This window comes from Euryarchaeota archaeon (assembly GCA_016207515.1).
GTDB lineage: Archaea > Thermoplasmatota > SW-10-69-26 > JACQPN01 > JACQPN01 > JACQPN01.
In genome coordinates, this window is sequence record JACQPN010000009.1 from 62,386 (window position 1) to 81,422 (window position 19,037).

At 61.9% G+C, this 19,037-nt stretch carries 16 protein-coding genes and 3 tRNA genes; 8 read left to right on the forward strand and 11 right to left on the reverse strand.

The genetic code is table 11. From position 1 onward, the window contains the following. Positions 1 to 168 precede the first annotated feature (168 nt). The 3 genes from HY556_04145 (at position 169) to HY556_04155 (ending at position 3,046) form a co-directional block, all read left to right on the forward strand. Positions 169 to 1,260: a hypothetical protein gene (locus HY556_04145; GenBank protein ID MBI4392978.1), complete on the forward strand. Its 1,092-nt coding sequence runs from the start codon at positions 169 to 171 to the stop codon at positions 1,258 to 1,260. A 46-nt stretch (positions 1,261 to 1,306) separates the two neighbouring features. After that, the gene (locus HY556_04150; GenBank protein ID MBI4392979.1) at positions 1,307 to 1,963 is read left to right on the forward strand and encodes a fibrillarin-like rRNA/tRNA 2'-O-methyltransferase; all 657 of its coding nucleotides are present in this window, start codon (positions 1,307 to 1,309) and stop codon (positions 1,961 to 1,963) included. Positions 1,964 to 2,071: 108 nt separating this feature from the next. Further along, positions 2,072 to 3,046, forward strand: a complete 975-nt coding sequence (locus tag HY556_04155; protein ID MBI4392980.1) for an SDR family NAD(P)-dependent oxidoreductase — start codon at positions 2,072 to 2,074, stop codon at positions 3,044 to 3,046. Between the two features lie 220 nt (positions 3,047 to 3,266). Here the strand turns inward: HY556_04155 and HY556_04160 are convergent. Then, a tRNA-Asp gene (locus HY556_04160) sits at positions 3,267 to 3,339 on the reverse strand. 454 nt (positions 3,340 to 3,793) lie between these two features. On the opposite strand from HY556_04160, the gene HY556_04165 reads away from it, so the two are divergent. Beyond that, complete coding sequence (locus HY556_04165; protein MBI4392981.1) at positions 3,794 to 4,069, forward strand: hypothetical protein; 276 nt, start codon at positions 3,794 to 3,796, stop codon at positions 4,067 to 4,069. A gap of 175 nt (positions 4,070 to 4,244) precedes the next feature. On the opposite strand, the gene HY556_04170 is transcribed toward HY556_04165, so the two are convergent. The 6 genes from HY556_04170 to HY556_04195 form a co-directional block, all read right to left on the reverse strand. After that, complete coding sequence (locus HY556_04170) at positions 4,245 to 4,832, reverse strand: NADP oxidoreductase (protein ID MBI4392982.1); 588 nt, start codon at positions 4,830 to 4,832, stop codon at positions 4,245 to 4,247. Between the two features lie 218 nt (positions 4,833 to 5,050). Beyond that, positions 5,051 to 5,123: transfer RNA gene (locus HY556_04175), tRNA-Pro, on the reverse strand. A gap of 348 nt (positions 5,124 to 5,471) precedes the next feature. Next, on the reverse strand, positions 5,472 to 6,050 hold the full coding sequence (locus HY556_04180; GenBank protein ID MBI4392983.1) for an HAD family hydrolase: 579 nt from the start codon (positions 6,048 to 6,050) through the stop codon (positions 5,472 to 5,474). Then, positions 6,047 to 6,733: an NUDIX hydrolase gene (locus tag HY556_04185; protein ID MBI4392984.1), complete on the reverse strand. Its 687-nt coding sequence runs from the start codon at positions 6,731 to 6,733 to the stop codon at positions 6,047 to 6,049. The genes HY556_04180 and HY556_04185 overlap by 4 nt, the downstream gene beginning before the upstream one ends. A gap of 44 nt (positions 6,734 to 6,777) precedes the next feature. After that, positions 6,778 to 7,740, reverse strand: a complete 963-nt coding sequence (locus HY556_04190) for a DMT family transporter (GenBank protein MBI4392985.1) — start codon at positions 7,738 to 7,740, stop codon at positions 6,778 to 6,780. Between the two features lie 70 nt (positions 7,741 to 7,810). Next, the gene (locus tag HY556_04195; protein ID MBI4392986.1) at positions 7,811 to 9,064 is read right to left on the reverse strand and encodes a S8 family serine peptidase; all 1,254 of its coding nucleotides are present in this window, start codon (positions 9,062 to 9,064) and stop codon (positions 7,811 to 7,813) included. Between the two features lie 215 nt (positions 9,065 to 9,279). Here HY556_04195 and HY556_04200 point away from each other — a divergent pair, with 215 nt between their 5' ends. From HY556_04200 to HY556_04210, 3 genes are all read left to right on the forward strand, one after another. Continuing rightward, entirely contained in the window at positions 9,280 to 9,498 is a 219-nt protein-coding gene (locus tag HY556_04200; GenBank protein ID MBI4392987.1) for a YdeI/OmpD-associated family protein, read from the forward strand. Positions 9,499 to 9,534: 36 nt separating this feature from the next. Next, positions 9,535 to 10,923 (forward strand): tyrosine--tRNA ligase, encoded by a 1,389-nt coding sequence (locus tag HY556_04205; protein MBI4392988.1) that lies wholly within the window; start codon positions 9,535 to 9,537, stop codon positions 10,921 to 10,923. Positions 10,924 to 11,329: 406 nt separating this feature from the next. Beyond that, entirely contained in the window at positions 11,330 to 11,566 is a 237-nt protein-coding gene (locus HY556_04210; protein MBI4392989.1) for a hypothetical protein, read from the forward strand. A gap of 22 nt (positions 11,567 to 11,588) precedes the next feature. Here the strand turns inward: HY556_04210 and HY556_04215 are convergent, their stop codons facing one another. Together HY556_04215 and HY556_04220 are read right to left on the reverse strand one after the other, a co-directional pair. Then, positions 11,589 to 11,948: a hypothetical protein gene (locus HY556_04215; protein MBI4392990.1), complete on the reverse strand. Its 360-nt coding sequence runs from the start codon at positions 11,946 to 11,948 to the stop codon at positions 11,589 to 11,591. Position 11,949: 1 nt separating this feature from the next. Next, entirely contained in the window at positions 11,950 to 12,270 is a 321-nt protein-coding gene (locus HY556_04220) for a hypothetical protein (protein MBI4392991.1), read from the reverse strand. Here HY556_04220 and HY556_04225 point away from each other — a divergent pair. Next, a complete protein-coding gene (locus tag HY556_04225) occupies positions 12,260 to 12,667 on the forward strand; it encodes a hypothetical protein (protein ID MBI4392992.1) in 408 nt (135 codons plus the stop codon). The two genes, HY556_04220 and HY556_04225, sit on opposite strands and share 11 nt — an antisense overlap. A 40-nt stretch (positions 12,668 to 12,707) precedes the next feature. Here HY556_04225 and HY556_04230 read toward each other — a convergent pair. Together HY556_04230 and HY556_04235 are read right to left on the reverse strand one after the other, a co-directional pair. Then, positions 12,708 to 12,815 (reverse strand) — tRNA-Trp (locus tag HY556_04230). Between the two features lie 139 nt (positions 12,816 to 12,954). Then, positions 12,955 to 18,747 carry a DUF1697 domain-containing protein gene (locus HY556_04235; GenBank protein MBI4392993.1) on the reverse strand — a complete coding sequence of 1,931 codons (5,793 nt, stop codon included), beginning with the start codon at positions 18,745 to 18,747 and terminating at the stop codon, positions 12,955 to 12,957. Between the last annotated feature and the right edge of the window lie 290 nt (positions 18,748 to 19,037).

Genomic DNA, 19,037 nt, shown 5'->3' on the forward strand with positions numbered 1-19,037 from the left:
ACGGAAACGAAGTATGTACTTATACGTATACGAAAGCCGGGCCAACGCCGCTTCGCGAAACGTCGGTGTGGACGGTCAGCGACTCCGGGGCCCCGCACGCGGAGCGCGGATGCCTGACGCGGTCGCTACGGGACAAACTTTTAAGGACGCACCGTCACTCGTCGAAGCGTGCACCTCACGACCGAGTGGTTCGCTGTCTTCCTCACCGACAAAGGGCGGACGGTAAGATCCATCTCCTTCCCCAAGTCTCCGGAAGAGATCGCGTCACGGCTCCTTGAGATGGAGGACGGCCACGTGCTCAAGGAGGAACGCGAACTCGGCGAAGGACTCGGCGACCTGCAGGTCATCGAGGCACGCCTGCTTTCTCTACCCGGCACCACGCTCTCGAAATCAGGGCCATCGCACCGCGCCGAAGCGGCGCGCTTCGGGTTCGACGCTGAGATCTTCCGCGAGGCGAGCATCATCCTCGCCCGGCGAAAGACCCGACGCGCCCTAGCAGGACGCGACAAGCACATCGTCCAGGCGGTGACGACCTTAGACGAGCTCGCGAACATCGCGAACCTGGCGGCAGAACGGCTACGCGAATGGTACGGCCTCCACGCGCCGGAACTCGTCGAACGCGTGGAGCGCCACGAAGAACTCGCTACTTTGATTTCGACGCTTGGCAACCGCGAGAAGATCGGCGCAAAAGAGACGCGCTACGCGGTCCCCGAGAGCATGGGGGCAGACCTGGGCGAACGGGAAGAGTCGGTCCTGCGCACGTATGCGAAGCTCCTTTCCTCCCTCTATTCCACGCGAGCGGAGATCGAGAAGTACCTGAACGACAACGTGCCCGCGATCGCCCCGAACGTGAGCGCTCTCGTCGGACCGTCGATCGCCGCGAGGCTTCTCAAACAGGCGGGCGGCCTCGACAAGCTTGCCCGTTTGCCCTCGGGGACGATACAGACACTCGGCGCCGAAAAAGCGCTCTTTCGCCATTTGAAGGAGGGCGCGCCGCCGCCGAAGCACGGGGCGATCTACCAGCACCCCTTGATCTACAAGAGCAGCAAGTATGCGCGCGGCCGCATCGCTCGGGCGCTCTCGGCGAAGCTCGCGCTCGCGGCCCGTGCCGACGCGCACACAAGGCAGGACATCTCGAAGGAACTAGTCTTCACCTTCGAACGGAAAGCGTTGCTCCTTCGGGATCGCTATTCCGGCCCGCCAAGCCCGCGCCCAGGGGCACGTGAGATGCGGACGGGCCGCCAAAGACCGGGGCGATGAGACCGATGGTGTTCTACGAGACAGGCGAAACCCAAGGGGCCGCCTGATGCGCGAGCGCTTCGATGGCGTGTTCGAGTTCGAGGACCGACGCCTCGCGACGCGAAACCTCGTTCCAGGCGTCGCCGTCTACGGGGAGCGCCTCGTGCGGCGCGACGGCGCGGAGTTTCGCGAGTGGAACCCACAGCGGAGCAAACCCGCGGCGATGATCCTGAAGGGCGCTTCGTTCTTCCCTATCCGTGAGAACTCACGCATCCTCTACCTGGGAGCTTCGTACGGCACGACTCCGAGCCATTTCTCCGACATCGCGGCCAAGGGGATAGTCTACGCCTTGGAGTTCTCGACGCGCTCGTTTCGCGATCTCCTGATGATGAGCCAGCGTAGACGAAACCTCATACCCATCCTTGCGGACGCCATGCGGCCCGAGGCCTATGCTCGCCTCGTGGGCGAAGTGGATATCCTGTACCAGGACATCAGTCAAAGAAACCAAGTGGGGATATTCCTAAAGAACGCACAACACTTCAGGCCGCGCTTTGGCGTCCTCATGGTGAAGGCGCGTAGCGTCGACGTCGCACGCGAGCCAAAGGAGATCTTCAAAGAGACTGAGGATTCCTTGCAACAGGGTGGGGCGAAACTCATCGAGGCGGTGAACCTCGCCCCGTTCGAGGACGACCACGCATCGGTGGCCGTCGAGTTCAAGCCCTGAAAGGCGGCGTCAAGATGAGCTATCCGACCCGGGGCGCGAGGATGGCCGGGGTTTCGCGTGCCTCGAATCCACCAACTTAATTACCGCCGCCCCCATCTTGCGCACGTGATCGCCCACTTCAACTATCAGGGCGCAAAGGTCCTCGTCACTGGCGGGGCCGGCTTCATCGGAAGCCATCTAGTCGAGGCGCTCCTGGCGCGCGGCGCCCGCGTCGTCGTCTACGATGACCTGTCCTCTGGGCGCAAGGAGAACCTCTCGAGCGCGGCAAAGGACCGCGGTTATTCATTCTTGGAAGGCGACGTCTTCGACAAGGCAAGACTCGGGAAGGCGCTCGCCGACGTGGACGGGGTCTTCCATCTCGCGGCAAACCCGGAGGTCCGCGTCGGGTCCCAACAACCGACGGTGCACACGCGGGCGAACATCGAAGCCACAATCGCAGTCCTCGAAGCGATGCGGAACACCGCATGCCGTCACCTCGCCTTCACGTCGACGAGCACGGTATATGGCGATGCGAGCGTCATACCCACGCCCGAAGAATACGGCCCATGCAACCCCATCTCCATCTACGGGGCCTCAAAACTCGCCTCCGAGGCCATCATCTCGTCCTACTGTCATTCCTTCGGCTTTAACGCCGTGACTTACCGTTTTGCGAACGTCGTCGGTGCGCGCTCGACGCACGGCGTGACGTACGATTTCGTGGAGAAACTCCGCAACGACCCAACCACGCTCGAGATACTCGGCAACGGCAAGCAGAACAAGTCCTACGTCCACATCAGCGACTGCACGGAAGCAATGCTCGTTGCGTTCGAAACGCATCGTGGTGGCTTCGACGCGTATAACATCGGCAGCGAGGACCGCATCGATGTCGTGAAGATCGCCGACATCGTCACTAGCGAAATGGGCCTGCGGGGCGTCAAATACGCTTTCACGGGCGGGATCGACGGCGGCCGCGGGTGGGTCGGCGACGTGAAGGACATGCTCCTCTCTGTGGACAAGATCAAGAAGCTGGGATGGGCGCCGAAGCACGGGAGCGCCGACGCCATCCGAAAAGCCACTCAAGAACAGATGATGACGAAGAAGTGACAACTACGGGTCACGAAACCGTCCGAGGCCTCGGCACGATTTGATTCGATGGACTCACTTCGTTCGTTCTTCTCTCAACGCCCTCCCATGGCGTTGGACAAGAACGTAGGAAAAACGCAGCGCCCCGGTCGGGATTTGATTCGCCGGACTTCGGGCTGCAGCCCTCGTCCGTCTCTCAAACCCGACCGTGTCGCTCGGAAGAGACACGTTGGGACCCGAGCGCCCCGGTCGGGATTTGAACCCGAGGCAGAGCCTCGACAGGGCTCTATGTTAGACCACTACACTACCGGGGCAATTGTTGACCTGTTCCGGGAGTCACCGCGAATGTCTCGCGAGCGCGGACGTCTCGAGCACGCGAAAAGGCGCGCTTGAAACGCCGGGTCATCTCCCGACCCTCGTGGGGATGTGGCAATTACAGCGTCTCTATATAACGATTTGCGCCACGTCCGACAGAGGCCTTCCCTTCATTGCGGCTGAACCAAAGGTAACGCCCGCGCGGGACGGCCCTTTTGCCCTTTGAGGCAACCGGCGGACCTACCGAAATGCTCCCGGGGCCCGCGCGAATGGTAAATGAAGAAGGCGCACCAAGATGGAATCAGAAGCCCCGCGATGCCATCCTGCCTTGGCCCGTGGGGTTTGCTATCTTTACCGCCTCCGTGGGGGGCGCCAAACGGCGCTCCCCCGCTCCCTCTTCCTTCTCCCGCACAACGCATCTATGTCCGGGCATCCCCCCGCCGGATCGTCAGAATGTCTCCGCCTTTCGACGTCCTGAAGTACCTCTACGTGACGTCGGCGAGGTTCCACGAGGATCTCGCATACTATCGGGATGTGCTGAAGGCGGAGCTCGTCTGGAACTACCATGAGTCCGACCGTCTCGATGCGACCGACGGCGAGCGGACGGAGCCGAGCGGAGCCGGCGAAGTCGGGGCGAACGTCGCCGCGTTCAAAGTCTGGGAAGGCCCGATGATCCTCATCGCAGACACCACCAAAAGGCCCCCAGCGTCATGCCGGCGTTCATCGTGAAGGACCTGAAGGCGACGGTCGAGGAACTCAAGAAGCGCGGTTGGAAGCGGACTCCGGCCCGTTTGAGATCCCCGACTGACTCTGCTACACGTTTTCAGGCCCGAGCGCGAACCAATTCGCGATATTCGAGAACGTGGGGCCGGATGTGCTCACACGGCACTAGCCAGGGAATCGATCACCTGGCCAATGTGAACCCGATTCCCGGGCCCATCTTCATCCCATAGCCAAGTTGGATGTTCAGAACGCCAAAGGCCTCAAGGAGGCCCGCGTTCGCCAAGGGTCCTGCATCAATGGCGTCAAACCCGATATCGCGTCCCATCGCGATGACGTGGGCCTTCGCGCCTGTGTCGTCGCCGGCCACGGGAAGAACGAGCTTCTCGCCCTTGATCTCGCCAGTCGCCATGTTCTGCGCGAAGACCGTGTTGAACGCCTTCACTACTTTCGATTCCCGCGCCATGCGTTGTAACTCCTGCGCGCCACTCTTGGAGACCTCCATTGCGTAACCCATCGTCGGCGAGATGGCGTTGGTCGCGTCGACCAGCGTCTTGCCGTGGATCGCGTTCCCTGTCGTCTCGACGACCTGGCGTCGCGCAGAGAACGGCACGGCGAGGACCACGATGTCGGCCCACGCGGCGGTCTCCTGCACGTTCCCCGCTTCGTTTCCCACGGCGCGGACGTCGCGGCCGACCCGTCGCAGTCCGGACGAGAGGGCGCTTCCAACGTTTCCGTCCCCGATGATGCCGATCTTTTCCTTGGAGGACATGGCGGATTCCTCAACGGGAGAAGCAGCGTCGCGATAAATATTGCCGGGTTACGCTGGGGACACTTATCATCGCGTGGCGCCACCTTCGCTGGCTTGGCCTGCGACGGTCGGCCCCAAGGATGCCAATGATGGATCTACTCGGATTCTTGGATGACTGGCACGGCTCGCCAGCCATCGGTCGCTTCCACGAAGCGCCCGATGAACCGAGGTCCGACCAATGGGTCTGCTCGGATTTGAACCGAGGTCTAAGGCTCCCAAAGCCCCAAGGATACCAGGCTACCCCACAGACCCGTGGATGGGTTTCACAACAATCCAAGATACTTGAAAGCTCCCAAAGGCTCGGCGGCTGGAGCGCAGCGACAGCCGACGACGCGGCGGACGAGCCTATGGCGAGTCCGCAAGCGCCAAGGATACCAGGCTACCCCACAGACCCGAATCGCCGCAAAGAGAACAAGCGACACGTATTCTTGAAGGCTCCCAAAGGCTCCGAGCGTGGGCCCGGAGGGACACACGAGGATGAGTGGAAGCCGAGGGCTTCCAAGAAACCAAGGATACCGGGCTACCCCACGGACCCGTGGATGGGTTTCACATCAATCGAAGGTACTTGAAGCCACCACTCTGGTTTCTTGGTCACCTGACCTAATCCGGCACATGCTTGGCTTCCGACTTGAAGAAGTCCTTGCCTATGATGGCGTCCACGGCCTCGGCCAGGTCCTTCGCGACGTGGTCTACGCCTAGTCTTTCCCCGCGAAGCCGGATCCGATCGCCGTGAGTGGTCGTGAGCAGGATGGTCCTGCACCCGGCCGCACGTCCGGCGGCTACGTCCGTCAGGTTGTCCCCGACCATCCACGAGCGGCCGAGGTCGATCCCATGCTCCTTCGCGGCACGGAGGATCATCCCGGGCTTCGGTTTACGGCAGTCGCACCCGAACACCGGAAGCGGAACGTGCGGGCAATGGTATATCGCATCGATCCGACCGCCAGCGCGGCGGATGGTGTCGAGTAGCGCGTTGTGCATAAGGGCCAAGGCTGCTTCCGAGAGAAGCCCGACGCCGATAGAGCCCTTGTTGGTGACTAGTATTATCTTGTACTCGGACTTCGCCAGCCTCGCCAGGCCCTCAAGCGCGCCGTCGAATATTCTCATTTCCTTGAAAGAGCGGACCACGAACTTGTCGTGGTTGATGACGCCGTCGCGATCCAGGAAAACGGCTTTCGTCAAGCCCTTGTCCTCTTGCGACTTTCACCGATAACGCGCTCGAGCGCCCGTTTGGCGTAAGGGGCGTTGACCATCCCAGCGGCTTTCTCCGGACTGAACCAACCGCCATCGGAAAGTTCGGTCTCGTCGAGCTTGATGCCGGTGCTTTTGGGCGTAAGTTGGTAGACCACGCTCAGGAAGTGATATGGAGCCGCGAACTTGCTAACGTACGCGCCGATGAGGCGCGTGACGGTGGCGCGTATCCTCGTCTCTTCGTAGAGTTCGCGTAACACGCAGGTCTCGGGGTCCTCGCCCGTCTCCATGTAACCGCCTGGAAGGCCCCAGAGCCCTTCGGTTCCACCCATCGAGGACCTTACGAGCAGTACTTTCCCCCTGTGCAGCACCACGGCATGGGCGACGGTGCGTGACAAGGACGAACTCAGCGCGCGTCTCACGTTTGCGTCCACGTCGTCGCGCCACATGAGGCCGTCCTTGTATTCCCAACCGTCGGGGTGTCGCAGATTCGAAGGCTTCACCCGTCGCACGGAAACGTCGCCGTAATCCGTCTCGTGGAGCACGACGAAATCGAAGGGCAGGCTTTTTTGTGCCGCCGGGAACCTCAACAGGCCCCGTCGTCTTTCGAGATAGACGCGGCCGTCGATCTCGGCGTAGATGAGGGTCTCGTGTCGTTTCCTGGGCCGCGCCACGGGCGTTGAAAAGCGAGGTCACTATAAATGGGATGGCGCCGCCCCTACTTTCCCGCCGTCATGGAGCCCGGATCAAGCGTCTTGACCGCCCGCTCTCGCGAAAATGCGTTCCACCCGAGCCACAAAGCGCCACCCATGAGGAGTGTACCCGCGCCAACCTGGGCGGCGTTCAGTGTCTCTCCGAGGAATATCATCGAGGCGGCGACACCCCAAAACGCCTGTGTCGTCATGACGAGGCCCGTGAGGGCGGCGCCGATGCGGCCTACCGCGTAGAAGAAGAGGAAGAGGGACAGCCCCAAGGTCCCGACACCGACCGCAAGGAGGAGCGGCACGGCGCTCGAAGGGACGTCCACGGGAACGCCCAGGACGGTGACCCCGATCATGGCGAGCGTCCCCCCGATCAGGGCTTTCATCGCGACGAGTTTGCGCGGGTCCGACACCTGTGCGGCCTCGGCGCTGAGGTTGTTGTCGATCGACCACGCGAGGCATGCGACGAGGATCGCGGCTACCCCTACGAACGTGTCCGCTCCGCCTGCCGCGGCCGACGCCTGCGAGAGCCACACTGTGCCGACGAGGATCAAAGCCGCCGGCACGTAATCGGATGCGTGCAACCTTTCGCCCCGCAGCCTCACCGCGATGAGGATCGTCAGCATGTACTCCACGTTGATGAGTAGCGCCGCCGTCGACGCGGACGTGTGGCCGATGCCGTAGAACACTGCAAAGGGCGCGAGGAAACCGCCGAGGATGGCGATCGGTAGGATGAGACGCATCGGCGGCGCCCGCGTCTTCGCCCGTAGCGCAGGAAGGAAAGTGGCGCCCGCGATGAGGTAGATCACGCCGACGAAGACCAAAGGGTGGACCGTTTGCGTCACGGTCTTCGCGGCAGGTGTGAAAACGCCCCAAAGTACCGCGCCGACAAGGGCCGCTAGGACTCCGCTCTTCACGAGCCCCCTGGCGCCGTCCATGCCGACCGGCGGAGGATCCACGCGACCTGGTGACCCGCTCACAGGGTCGGAATGCCCTCATTTAGATAAGAATGGTCGCCGGCGGCCGTCCGGGCGGACGGGCACGAGTTTCCTAGGCGGAGGCGAGGAGCGCTGCTGCGTCGAGCTTTCCATGGCCGAATTCTTCGTCCCAGCCGGCAGGCCCCATGTCGGTGGCGCTTGATTCAAGGGCCTCCTTGAGCGCCGTCGCGGTCATGCCGGGTTCCATGGCAAGGCGAAGGGCCGCGGCCCCGGCGACGAATGGTGCTGCGTACGAGGTCCCCGACGCGTAACCGTAGAAAACGCCCATCGACGAATCGGCGGTGGTGAGCGTCGTGTAGATCGCGTCGGCTGGTGCTGCGATGTCGACCTCGGACCCGAAGTTGCTCGACGACCAGCGTTCTTCGAGGATATCGGCCGGCAGCCCCGGGTCGGCCACATGCGGGAGCGGTTCCGGGACGGCCCGCTGCAGCCCTGAGACCGCCATCACGAGCGGCGAGTTCGCTGGGTAAAGGACTTCACGGTCGTCATTGCCCGCGGCGGCGATCATGAGGACGCTGTTGTTCGCCGCGTAGTCGAGCGCCTGGTCCACGATTGCGTCCGATCCCACGTACGCCCCGAGGCTCATTGAGATTATCCTGGCGCCGTTGTCGACCGCCCAGACTATTCCATCGCGTAGCGTCGTGCTGTTACTGGAACACCCTGTCGCGCTGTCGGCGGTCTTCACTATCATGAGGCTGGTCTTCGCCGCACCCGCTATTCCTTCCAAATTGTTCGAAACAGCGCCTAAGACCCCGGCGACCCGCGTTCCATGACCGCAATTGTCCGTAACGTCCGAATTGTTCCCTACGATGTTACGGCCGTGTTCGCCGCTTTGGCCGGTCCAGAGGTTGCCGGCGATGTCAGGGTGCGTCGTCTCGACGCCGCTGTCGATTATCGCGACGACGATGGTGCTTGCGTCGGAGTTCACGTCCCATGCTTGCGTCGCATGGATGGATTGAAGGCCCCATTGCCTGACCATGAACGGGTCGTTTGTCAGGGGCGCACCCTGGAGGGCGTACGAGGTTTCTCGGGCGACGAAACGTGCCCCGGTGAGGCGCGCGATCTCCGAGTCCATGAGAGTGATTGGAACCGCGGCAGAGAGGGTCTTGGTGGCAGTTGAAATCTTCCCTACCCTGCCGCCGTGTTCCAAAATCACATTGATGGTCTGCGAGAGTCCCGTCTCGCCGTAACCCATGACCAGGTCCCGCGTCGGAGCTGGCGGGACCAACGCCGCGGCGGCGGACGCGGCGATGATGCCGGTCGCTACGACGACGGCGATGAATGCGGTCGATAGGCTACGCTTCATTACTGCCACCAGCCTCCATCTTTCAAAGCGGCTATTAATACCGCTTAGCGAACAAGTGACGTCCAATGCGCTTAAATCGGTTATCGTGAAACCTTGGTGAATACTTGTGCAAGAGGGGAGACTGCGGCGGCAGGATGGCACCTGCGACCGACGAAGTGCGCCCCTTCCACCGGCCTCGGGGAAAGACTCTTTGACCGCCCGGCGTTTTCACGCCCATGACATCAAAGGCACGCGCAGTAACCGTCCCGACGATCCTGAAGGTGGCTCTCGCTAAGGATTCCGTGGCAAAGACCTACTTCGACGGCCTTCCGCCGTCGCACCGGCGCGCCTATGTCGAATACGTGACCGAGGCAAAGCAGGACGAGACCCGTGCGCGCCGGACCGTGAAGACCGTCGAGACATTGAGGAAGGAAGCCGCGAAGGCGCGGAAATAGCGTCCCTTTTTTAAGGCGTCGGCGCTCTTTCCGGCCGTGGAACTCGAAGCGCGCGTCGCGCTCGTAAAGGAAGTCGGGGAGGAGATCGTCACCGAGGGGGAACTCCGCGCACTTTTGGCTGAAAAAGCCCACCCCATCGCCTACGACGGGTTCGAACCCTCCGGCACCGCCCACATCGCGCAAGGCGTCATGAGGGCGATAAACGTCAACAAGATGACCCGCGCGGGCTGCAAGTTCAAGATGTTCGTCGCCGACTGGCACGCGTGGGCCAACAACAAGATGGGCGGCGATCTTGAGAAGATCAAGACGACTGGCGAGTACTTGATCGAGATCTGGAGAGCCTGCGGGATGGACCTCTCCAAGGTGGAGTTCGTCTGGGCGAGCGAACTCGTGAAGGACGAAGAGTACTGGAAAACAGTCATGAACATCGCGCGAGACTCAAGTCTTGACCGAATCCTGCGGACGACGCAGATAATGGGCCGAAGCGAGAAGGACAAGTTGAGCGCGGCGCAGATCCTATACCCGTGCATGCAGGCGGCGGACATCTTCCACCTGAAGGCCGACCTCACCCAACTTGGAATGGACCAGAGGAAAGTCAACATGCTCGCGAGAGAGGTCGGGCCGAAGCTGGGGTTTTGGAAGCCGGTGGTGGTGAGCCATCATATGTTGATGGGGTTGCAAAAGCCTCCGATTGAACTCTTCGACTGGCTCGATGCGTCCAAAACAATCACATCACCTCTCAGACACTGTGAGGAATTCTTCGGCCCGCAGCTGCCGACCGGAGGGCTTACAACCATACGCCGCGCCGTCGAGAAAATCAGTCTGGCGAGCGACTGGCAGGTTATCATCAAAGAGACGGATCGCGTCGTAGAGAACGCTGAATTTTTCAGAGATTCTTTAGCGAGAGATCCGGCGACTGCGCCTCAGAAACTCCAGGCAATTCAGGAATATGTCGAAGCGGCCAAGGAAGCGGTCCGACTTGCCGACAGGGAAGAGGACAACTATTGGAACTTTGTCGGCACCGAAATGAAAATGAGCAAATCCAACCCGGACTCCGCAATCTTCATGACCGACACGCCGGAGCAGGTCGCGTCGAAGATCAAGAGAGCCTTCTGCCCCGATAAGCAAGCGACCGAGAACCCGATCCTCGAATACTACGGCCACATCATCTTCGAGCGGTTCCCGAGCGTGAAGATCGAGCGACCGGCGAAGTTCGGTGGGGACCTCGAATTTCCTGGAACGCGGGAAGGCTGGCTGGATTTCGAGCGCGCCTTCGTCGAAGGGAAGTTACACCCCGCCGACGCGAAGGCCGGCGCAACCAAGCACATCAATCTACTCCTCGATCCCGTGCGCGAGCATTTCGAGAAGAACGAGAAGGCGCGGGAGTTGAAGGCGCAGGTGGAGAGTTTTAGGGTGACGAGATGAAACGGATCGAAGCTTGGATCGGCGTGAACGAAGCCGGCATTGAGACGGTTCCTAGGGATGCGGCGGGGGTTTACCGTGTTTACGCGCAAAATCCCATAGCGCGGTTACGCGGCAAAGATTCGCGCGGCCTTCTACTGGTGGGCGAGTCGAACTACCTACGGAGTCGTCTCATGGGTTTCATCTATGCTGTATCCGGCAAGAAAGAATCGCACAGAGGGGGAGAGAGGTTTCACCAGCTCCATCTTAGCCGCCAATTCCCAATTGCACGGTTGCGAATCAGGTATACCACAACTGGTTCAGGCAAGGCCGGCAAGGCGGCAGCGAGGTCGCTCCAAGACAAGGAGCTTATCCGCTACCAAGACAAGTTCGGCGAACTTCCGCCGTTGAACAACAACGGAGGCGTCTCATGGAAAAACAGGCCCTTGCGAAAATCCGGGTGAGGGGGGCCGCGAGCTTGCGTTCGCGGGCTTCCGCCGATTTGGAGCGCACCTTTGTATATGGGAAGTTACACCACGCCGACCCAAAAGCAGGCGCCGCGAAGCACATCAACCTCCTCCTCGACCCCGTGCGGGAGCACTTCGAGAAGAACGAGAAGGTGAGGGAGTTGAAGGCGCAGGTGGAGAGTTTCAACGTGACGAGGTAGACCGTTTTCTGTATCCGCCTATTCACCGGTCATTGAACCGCCTCCGGTGAAGGTCCGGAAGTTTTGGGTACGTCGCGTCCGTTCGCCGAGCGATCGCCGTAACGAGAACAAGTTTTTCGCTTGGCAGCAGGGCCAGACTCAACCGGTATTTTCCCACCCGTAGCCGGTACGAGCCTGGGATCCCCGTGCCCGCAAGGGGGACGAGGTCCGGGACCGGGGTGAGTGTTCCCGACGCGAAGACCCTCCTGGGATCCACGGAAGCGATGCGGTCGAGTTGAGCCGTGATACGCGCGAGGGCGTCCCGCACCCGATCCGCGTCGTCAACGACGAGGTTCGAGAACTCGCGTTGGAACCCTACGTGGGCGGAGATCCTCCACGACACGCTAGGCCGGGAAGTCGCCCCACTTCTTGCTCTTTCGGATTTCTTTCGCGACCCGCGCCTGCCATTCCTTGTAAAGGGCCTGGAATTCATCGGGTTCGATTAGCTGCATCATGCGCGTGATGACGTCCTCGTAGGTCATGCCGTCGATCTTGTAGCGCTTTAGCTTGAGGCGCGTCTCTTCGGAGAGTTGGACACTCGAAAGCGCCATGGAGACACTATAGAACCTATTGTTTGTCCATGGTATTTGATGTTTTCGATGCCGGTCAAGTGGGACGACGGAGAGTAGGTCCAGCCTCGACCCCGCCATCTTCATGACCGGCACGCCCGAACAGGTCGCAGCCAAGATCAAGAAGACCTTCTGCTCCGAAAAGCAGGCCGCCGAGAACCCGATCCTCGAATACCACCGCCACATCATCTTCGAGCGCTTCCCGAGCGTGAAGATCGAGAGACCGGCCAAGTTCGGTGGGGACCTCGAGTTCAAGTCTTACACAGAGCTCGAAGCCGCTTTCGTCGAAGGGAAGCTACATCCCGCCGACGCGAAGGCCGGCGCGGCCAAGCACATCAACCTCCTCCTCGACCCCGTGCGCCGGCACTTCGAGAAGAACGAGACGGCGTGGATTCGCGATGCTCGTCCCCTTCGCCTCGGCGAGACACCGGTCTCGCCTTCGGCGGCGCGGGAGTTGAAGGCGCAGGTGGAGAGTTTCAAGGTGACCCGTTAGTTTCGGCGCGGACCCCTAGCCACCCTCCGATACAATTAAGCGCCCGGGGGGAGATTTGAACTCCCGACCCCACTGGACATGGGTGCCCGCTCTGGAGGCGGGCGCCCAACCACTAGGCGCCCGGTGGCTCGCTTTGCTCGCCACCCGCGGCCCCGGCCGCTTCGCGTCCTGTGACGACCCGGGCCTTCTTCATTCGCGTGCCGACTCTTCGTTCTGAATAATTGGGGGGGTCGCCGAATGGTTCAGGCTGCCTGCAAAGGACACCGAATTTTCCGATGTAAGGCTAGCTATGCCCGACCGCCGGGCGTCCCATCCTTCGCCTTCGCCGGCCGCCTCTCCATCTCGTCCACAAGCGCCTTGACGACCACCCACGGGCGGACCGCGGGCGAAACCTCGGACTGATCGGAGACGTCGCCCTGCTCCGGGCTATGTGGCGCGACGTTCTCTGCTACCGCGAACGTTTCGTTCTTCGGCTCGAAGACGACGGCGAACCCTTCGCGATACATGGATTCGGACGTCATCGCCGCGGTTTCCGCCGGTTCGTCTTCGAAAGGTGCGCGCGAAGCGACGCCTTTCATTTCAGCAGCGCTTCGTGCCGTCACGACGGCGTTCTCCGGCATCTTTTCGGCAAGACGTTCGCCGACGCGGGTCGCGACGGCCTCGGACGAGCGTAGCCTCGAGGATAGGAGGATGTCGCCGCTCGATCGCGCGGTGGTCACATGCGTGAACCCGGCGTCCTCCAGCCAGCGACGTAGGTCGGTGGGCGAGAACCTGCTGGTCTCTTCCACGTATGGACCGCGAAGGAACACGACGTACCGGCCTTCGCGTCGCCAGACGAGGGCGAGGATCAAGAAACCGACGGCCGGGATGAGAAGGAGCAGGAACCCGCCCTCCTGAAGAGACCATGGGCTTGGGGGAACGGTGGTTCCGCCGCCGCCCGAAGAGGAGGTCGCGAAGGTGAAGAACGTCGTCAGGTGATCGCTCCACACGACGAGGCCGTTTCCCACGTCGATCTTGCATTCCTTGCCTGCGGGGATGTTGGTGGGGGCCGTCGCGGAATCGCAGACGAGAAAGATCTCAGTGGGGCTTCCCCCCGCCGTCCTGAAGCCGACCCGTCGTCCGGCTTCAGCCGGAAGCAGTATGCGGACCGGGTGGTCGAAAGTCAACGTCGCCCCCGGCTCTCCGACCTCAATCGCGAGTAGTGTGGTGCCGCCATCGGGGGCCACGACCGCGGAGTTCGGCAGAAGCATGGGCAGGATCATCTTTCCGTCCCATTGAGGATTGGAACTACCGATCGTCGTCTTCGCGGAGATATTCACCTCGAACGCGTTCGACGCGTTGTCCGAATCCCGAAGGAGTCCGACCTTCTCGACCACCTTCACGGTGTGTGACGAGGCGGCCTGGTCGACAAGCAATCCCATGTCGAGGGTAAGCGCAGCATCGTCGGGCACGGATGCATCGATGACCACGTCTCGCAGGATGTTCGTGCCCGTCTCCGGCCGGCCACAGACAAGGATAAGTCGGACCGATCCTGCGGCGGTGGCGTAAGACGTGATGTTGACGTCCACCGCAGGCCGATTCTGGGAATCACAAAGTGCGCCCGGAACACCGACCGGACCCTCGGGTGTTGTGACCTCAAGGACCGTGATGTCGACGACCAGTACTGATGAGCCGCCACGGCCGTCCTCGGCCTTGAAGGAGACGGCGTAGGCTTGCGGCCTCGCATCGTCGTACGTCGGCGTCCATTGGAGGACGTTGTCGAAGGGCTTGAAGTTCGCCGAATTCCCGGGAGGTAGTGCTTGAAGGTCCGCGGCGACGGTGACGTTGTCCATGTCGGGGTCGATCGCGGCCACGCCGAGTATCAAGGGCTGTCCCTCGTAGATCGTTATCTTGGTGAGGCGTGACTTGAAAACGGGATCGTGGTTTGTGTCGTTGCCTTCGAGTATCGTGACGGCCGCTGCACTTGGCGAACCGATGATGTAAGGGCCGGGCGCGAGCGTCAAGATCACGGTCTCGCCGGGATCCGTCACAGCGTCATCCACAGGCTTGACATTCACGTCGACGAAACCGAAGCCGTCCGGGATCGAGGCGGTCGCAGCACCGCTCGTGCCTTCGAAGAGGTAATCGCCGCCTTGGGCGGCCGTGCCTCCCACCACGAATGCGACCGAGAGGACGCCCGTCGTCCCGCCGCCCGTCCGCACTATCCTGAACGTGCCCGGCGAGCCGTCGTCCTCGAGCGCAAAGCCATCCGTTGTTGTCACGTTCACGGTTGCGTTCCCGGTGCCCCCGGTCCCTGAGAAAGGCCCGGCCGCGTCTTCGTCGACTATGGTGGCGGCGACTTTTTGGACGCCGGCCTCCACGGCGTTCGTGACGCTCTTGATGTCTATGACGACCGTCTCGTCGGGCTCGAACACCGAATCAAGGTGCCCTGTTAGCGTGATCGTCCCCGTCTTTGAGCCTGCCGGGATGACGATGACGGCGCCGCTTCGTCCGTAATCGCCGGAGAACGACGCGGTTCCCGTGAAGGTGAGGTTTACGGTTACCGATTTTGAGGCGAGGTTTGAGAGCGTCGCTGTGACGATGGCCGAGCCGCCGTCTTCTTTCATGGGGCTTCCACTGAGACTGAGAGTCACACTGGGCCCCACGCTTACGTCGTCGTCGGTGATCACGGCAGTGCCTTGCTGTGTGCCGGATTCGAGGGCGTTCGTGACGCTACTGATGTCCACCACTATCGTCTCCGTCCCCTCGACGTTGGAATCCTGGATCGCGGTGAGGGTGATGGCGCCCGACGTGGCGCCCGCGAAGATCACGACCGAGGTTCCGCTAGGCGTGTAATCCGTGGTGGCGAACGCCGTCCCCGTGAAGGCGAGGTAGACCGTGACGGTCTGGTTCGTAGGCGCGGAGAGGGTGAGGGCCAAGTAGGCGACCCCGGCGTTTTCCGAAATGGGGCTACCCGTAAGATCCAGGGTTACAGTTGGCAACGAGTCGCCGCCACCTACGCCGGTGGAAGGCTCGTCGTCATCCGTGATGACGGCAGTGACCTGCTGTGTCCCCGCTTCGATGGCGTTCGTGACGCTGCTGATGTCGACGATGACGGTCTCATCCGCCTCGTCCACGGAATCCGAGGCCGCCCAGATCATGATGGTGCTCGTGAGCCCCGTGGGACCGATTACGATTGTCGTATCGCTTGGGGTGTAGTCACCCGTAAGATTCGCCGTCCCTGTGAACGCCAGGAAAACCGTGACGGTCTGGTTGGTCGTTTTCGACAGTGTGGCCGTCACGTAGGCTATTCCGCCTGTTTCCGGCATCGGGCTGTCCGTCAGGCTCAAAGTCACGGTCGGGGTGATGCCATCATCGTCCGTGATCGTGGCGGTCACTTGTTGTGTGCCGACTTCGACCGCGTTGGTGACGTTGCTTATGTCCACGACGATGGTCTCGCCGGGATCGACTACCGTATCTTGGACCGCTCCGAGCGAGACGGTGCCTGTCGTCGTCCCGATGCTGATAACGATCGAGGTCGCGCTTCGAGTGTAATCACTCGTGAGGAGGGCCGTCCCGGAGAACGTCAGGTCGACAGTGACGGTCTGCGTCGTCGCCGCCGATAAGGTCGCCCAGACGGTGGCCACGCCTGCGGCTTCCGCCATCGGGCTTCCGACGAGACTCAACGTTACGTTCGGCAACGCCCCATCGCCGTCTCCATCGTCGTCTATGATGGTGGCCGTGACCTGTTGGGTCCCGGCCTCTACATCGCCGGAGACGCTGACGATATCGACGATGATAGTCTCGTCGCCCTCGATGAGCGAGTCTTGGATGGCGGTCAGCGTCGCGGTCCCAGAACTTTGACCGGGATTGATGGTGATGGATGCGCTGCTACGCGAATAATCGGTCGAAAAGATCGCGACCCCTGTGAATCCGAGGTTTACGGTGACCGTGTGGGTCGTGGCCCCCGGCAGGCTTGCAGTGAGTGTGGCCATCCCGGCGGCCTCTGCCATGGGGCTCCCGGCAAGGCTCAACGTCACGCCAGACACGTCGTTGTCCGCGATGGTGACGGTAGCCGCACTTGGCGAGCCCAGCGTGTAGGCGCCGAAGGGGGAGCCTTGCAGCGTCATGATCGACGTCTCGGCGGCTTCGATCGAGGCGTCGTCCACCGGCGTCACGGTCACGTTGGCCGCGAGCGCCCCCGCGGGGATCGTGACCGTTGAGGAACTCGCATTGCCACTGAGAGCGTAATCGACGACATTAGTGGCGGTGCCCGTGATCGCGAAACCGACGGTGAGGGCGCTTGTGGTCGCCCCGGTGCGCGCCACCATGAACGTCCCCGTACCGGGACCGGTCTCGGAAGCGCTGGCATCCGACGCCGTGACAGTGACGACAGGCCCGTCGTTGTCCGCTATTGTGACGGTGTCATTATCGGGCGAGCCGATCGTGTACGAGCCCGTCCCGAGTGTCAAGACCACAGTTTCGGCTGGCTCGAACGCCGAATCATCCACAGGAGTGACCGTGACGTTCACAGAACTCGCGCCAATGGGGATGATGGCGGTCGTCAAGGTCGCGTTGCCCGAAAGGATGTAGTCGGCCGGATTCGAGGCCGAACCGCCGAGCGTGAAATTTATGGTCAGGGCCGTCGCAGTCGTCCCGTTACGTGTGATCGTGAGCTTGCCTGGGTCTGGTCCGGACTCGGAGGCGTTCCCATCGGTCGCGCTCACGGACACCGTCGGGGCCGTTGCCCCGAACTGGTAGCACGGACCGAATTCGGACGTGCTTCCGCCGGGGGCCGTGGCCGTGGCGGTAAGGAACCTTCCCTGGGGGATCGGGCCGCTATTAGTGTAATTGAATGGCGCTATCCCGCTCGGGTCGCCCACGAAAAGATCCATGGAACCCAAGTATGTCTCGCCTTCGCCGTAACCGCTCGTGTCGCACGCAGGATTGGAAAAGAAGTCCAAACGGTAGGGCATCGGCGCCATGGTGCTGAGGTTGCCCACGATGGTGTTCCCGCCCGTCACGGCGGAAATGCTCGGGAAATTCTGGAGACCGTTCGGGCCCGTGTCGGGGTCGGTAGCATCGTTTTGCGTGACACCATTGTCGGCGAGGTCGATGCCGAGGCCAGAGTTGTTGTGGATGCTGTTGCCCCGGATGGTTATGCGGGTGGAGGTCCCCGTGACCGCTACGCCGTCATGCGTGCCCTTCGTGAACGCGATGACGTTCCCTTCGCCGGGCAGAGTCCCGCCCACGGTTGCGTCAGGCACGTTCACGAAGACGATGGCTTCCGTGTTGCCCATGTTCGCGCCCGAGTGCATCGCTACGCCGATCCTGTTCCCTTGGGTCCGCGATCCAGTGGATCCTGAGCCCGTGATCTCGATCGCGAATCCGTTGTCGCCGATGACGTTTCCCTCGCCGGCGATGCTCCCACCGATGATGGCGTCCGGCGTGTCTTCGATGACGATGCCGTGGGACTGGCCATTGGAGAGGCGGCTGTCGCCCGTGGCGGAAAGGCCGATGATGTTCCCTTTGATTACGGGCGCAGATGCGACCTCGACGCTGATACCGTAACTGTTCCCACTGATCAAATTGCCCTCCCCGGTGCCCGCGCCCCCGATGGTAACGTTCGAAGAACCGTTGATCCTGACGCCATAGTCGATCGGGACGGCGTTCATTCCCGTTGAATCGGTGCCGATGAAGTTGCCTTGGATCACGTGTCCGTTACCGCGCACGATGCGGATACCAGCGTTTCCGGGGTTCGGCTGGTCGTGGATGATGAGCCCTTTGATTGTGGACCCCGCTCCGTCATGGTCGATCTTTAGGATGCTGATGCCCGCGCCCGAGGTGCCTTGTATCTGGATGACCGGTGCCCCGACCGCCCAACCCGGCTGCGTCGTGCCGTCGATCGTAACGGGTGCCGTTATCACCGGCAACCCGCCGCTTGGGCTTACGATCCAGTGGACGCCGCTACCGGGTATGTTGAAGCAGATGAACGACGAGTCGGGATTGGCGTTCGCATCGAGCATGGCCTGCTTGAGGCTACCCGTACCCGATTGGTTCGTGTTCGTGACGCAATCTCCGATCGCTGCAGTGGCCAGCATGCCCCCGGGGCCAGTCACACCGAGAAGAAGGATACCCGCGACGAGTGCGATACGCCGATCCGTCGTGCGGCTACCGTTCATTGGGAAGCTTTCCGCGCGGGACCCGGCATCGGTATCATGCGGCTCGGCCATGGTTGGTCCCACTACATGAACCTGCGCGTCACTTCTTCCGAGGGCCGACCCTGGCTCATGGGCGTCACGGCGGAATCGTGGTGGCAGGACGTATGACACGGCAACGGCCTGCAACGTTTTCCCTCAGGAATCGACGCGCATGCGTTCGGGGGAACGTC

Bases quoted from the DNA above. Each gene is read 5' to 3' on its own strand.
- HY556_04150 (MBI4392979.1), top strand. From the start codon at position 1,307: ATGCGCGAGCGCTTCGATGGCGTGTTCGAGTTCGAGGACCGACGCCTC.
- HY556_04165 (MBI4392981.1), top strand. From the start codon at position 3,794: ATGTCTCCGCCTTTCGACGTCCTGAAGTACCTCTACGTGACGTCGGCG.
- HY556_04170 (MBI4392982.1), bottom strand. From the start codon at position 4,832: ATGTCCTCCAAGGAAAAGATCGGCATCATCGGGGACGGAAACGTTGGA.
- HY556_04195 (MBI4392986.1), bottom strand. From the start codon at position 9,064: ATGAAGCGTAGCCTATCGACCGCATTCATCGCCGTCGTCGTAGCGACC.
- HY556_04200 (MBI4392987.1), top strand. From the start codon at position 9,280: ATGACATCAAAGGCACGCGCAGTAACCGTCCCGACGATCCTGAAGGTG.
- HY556_04210 (MBI4392989.1), top strand. From the start codon at position 11,330: ATGGAAAAACAGGCCCTTGCGAAAATCCGGGTGAGGGGGGCCGCGAGC.
- HY556_04225 (MBI4392992.1), top strand. From the start codon at position 12,260: ATGACCGGCACGCCCGAACAGGTCGCAGCCAAGATCAAGAAGACCTTC.
- HY556_04235 (MBI4392993.1), bottom strand. From the start codon at position 18,747: ATGCTGGCCACTGCAGCGATCGGAGATTGCGTCACGAACACGAACCAA.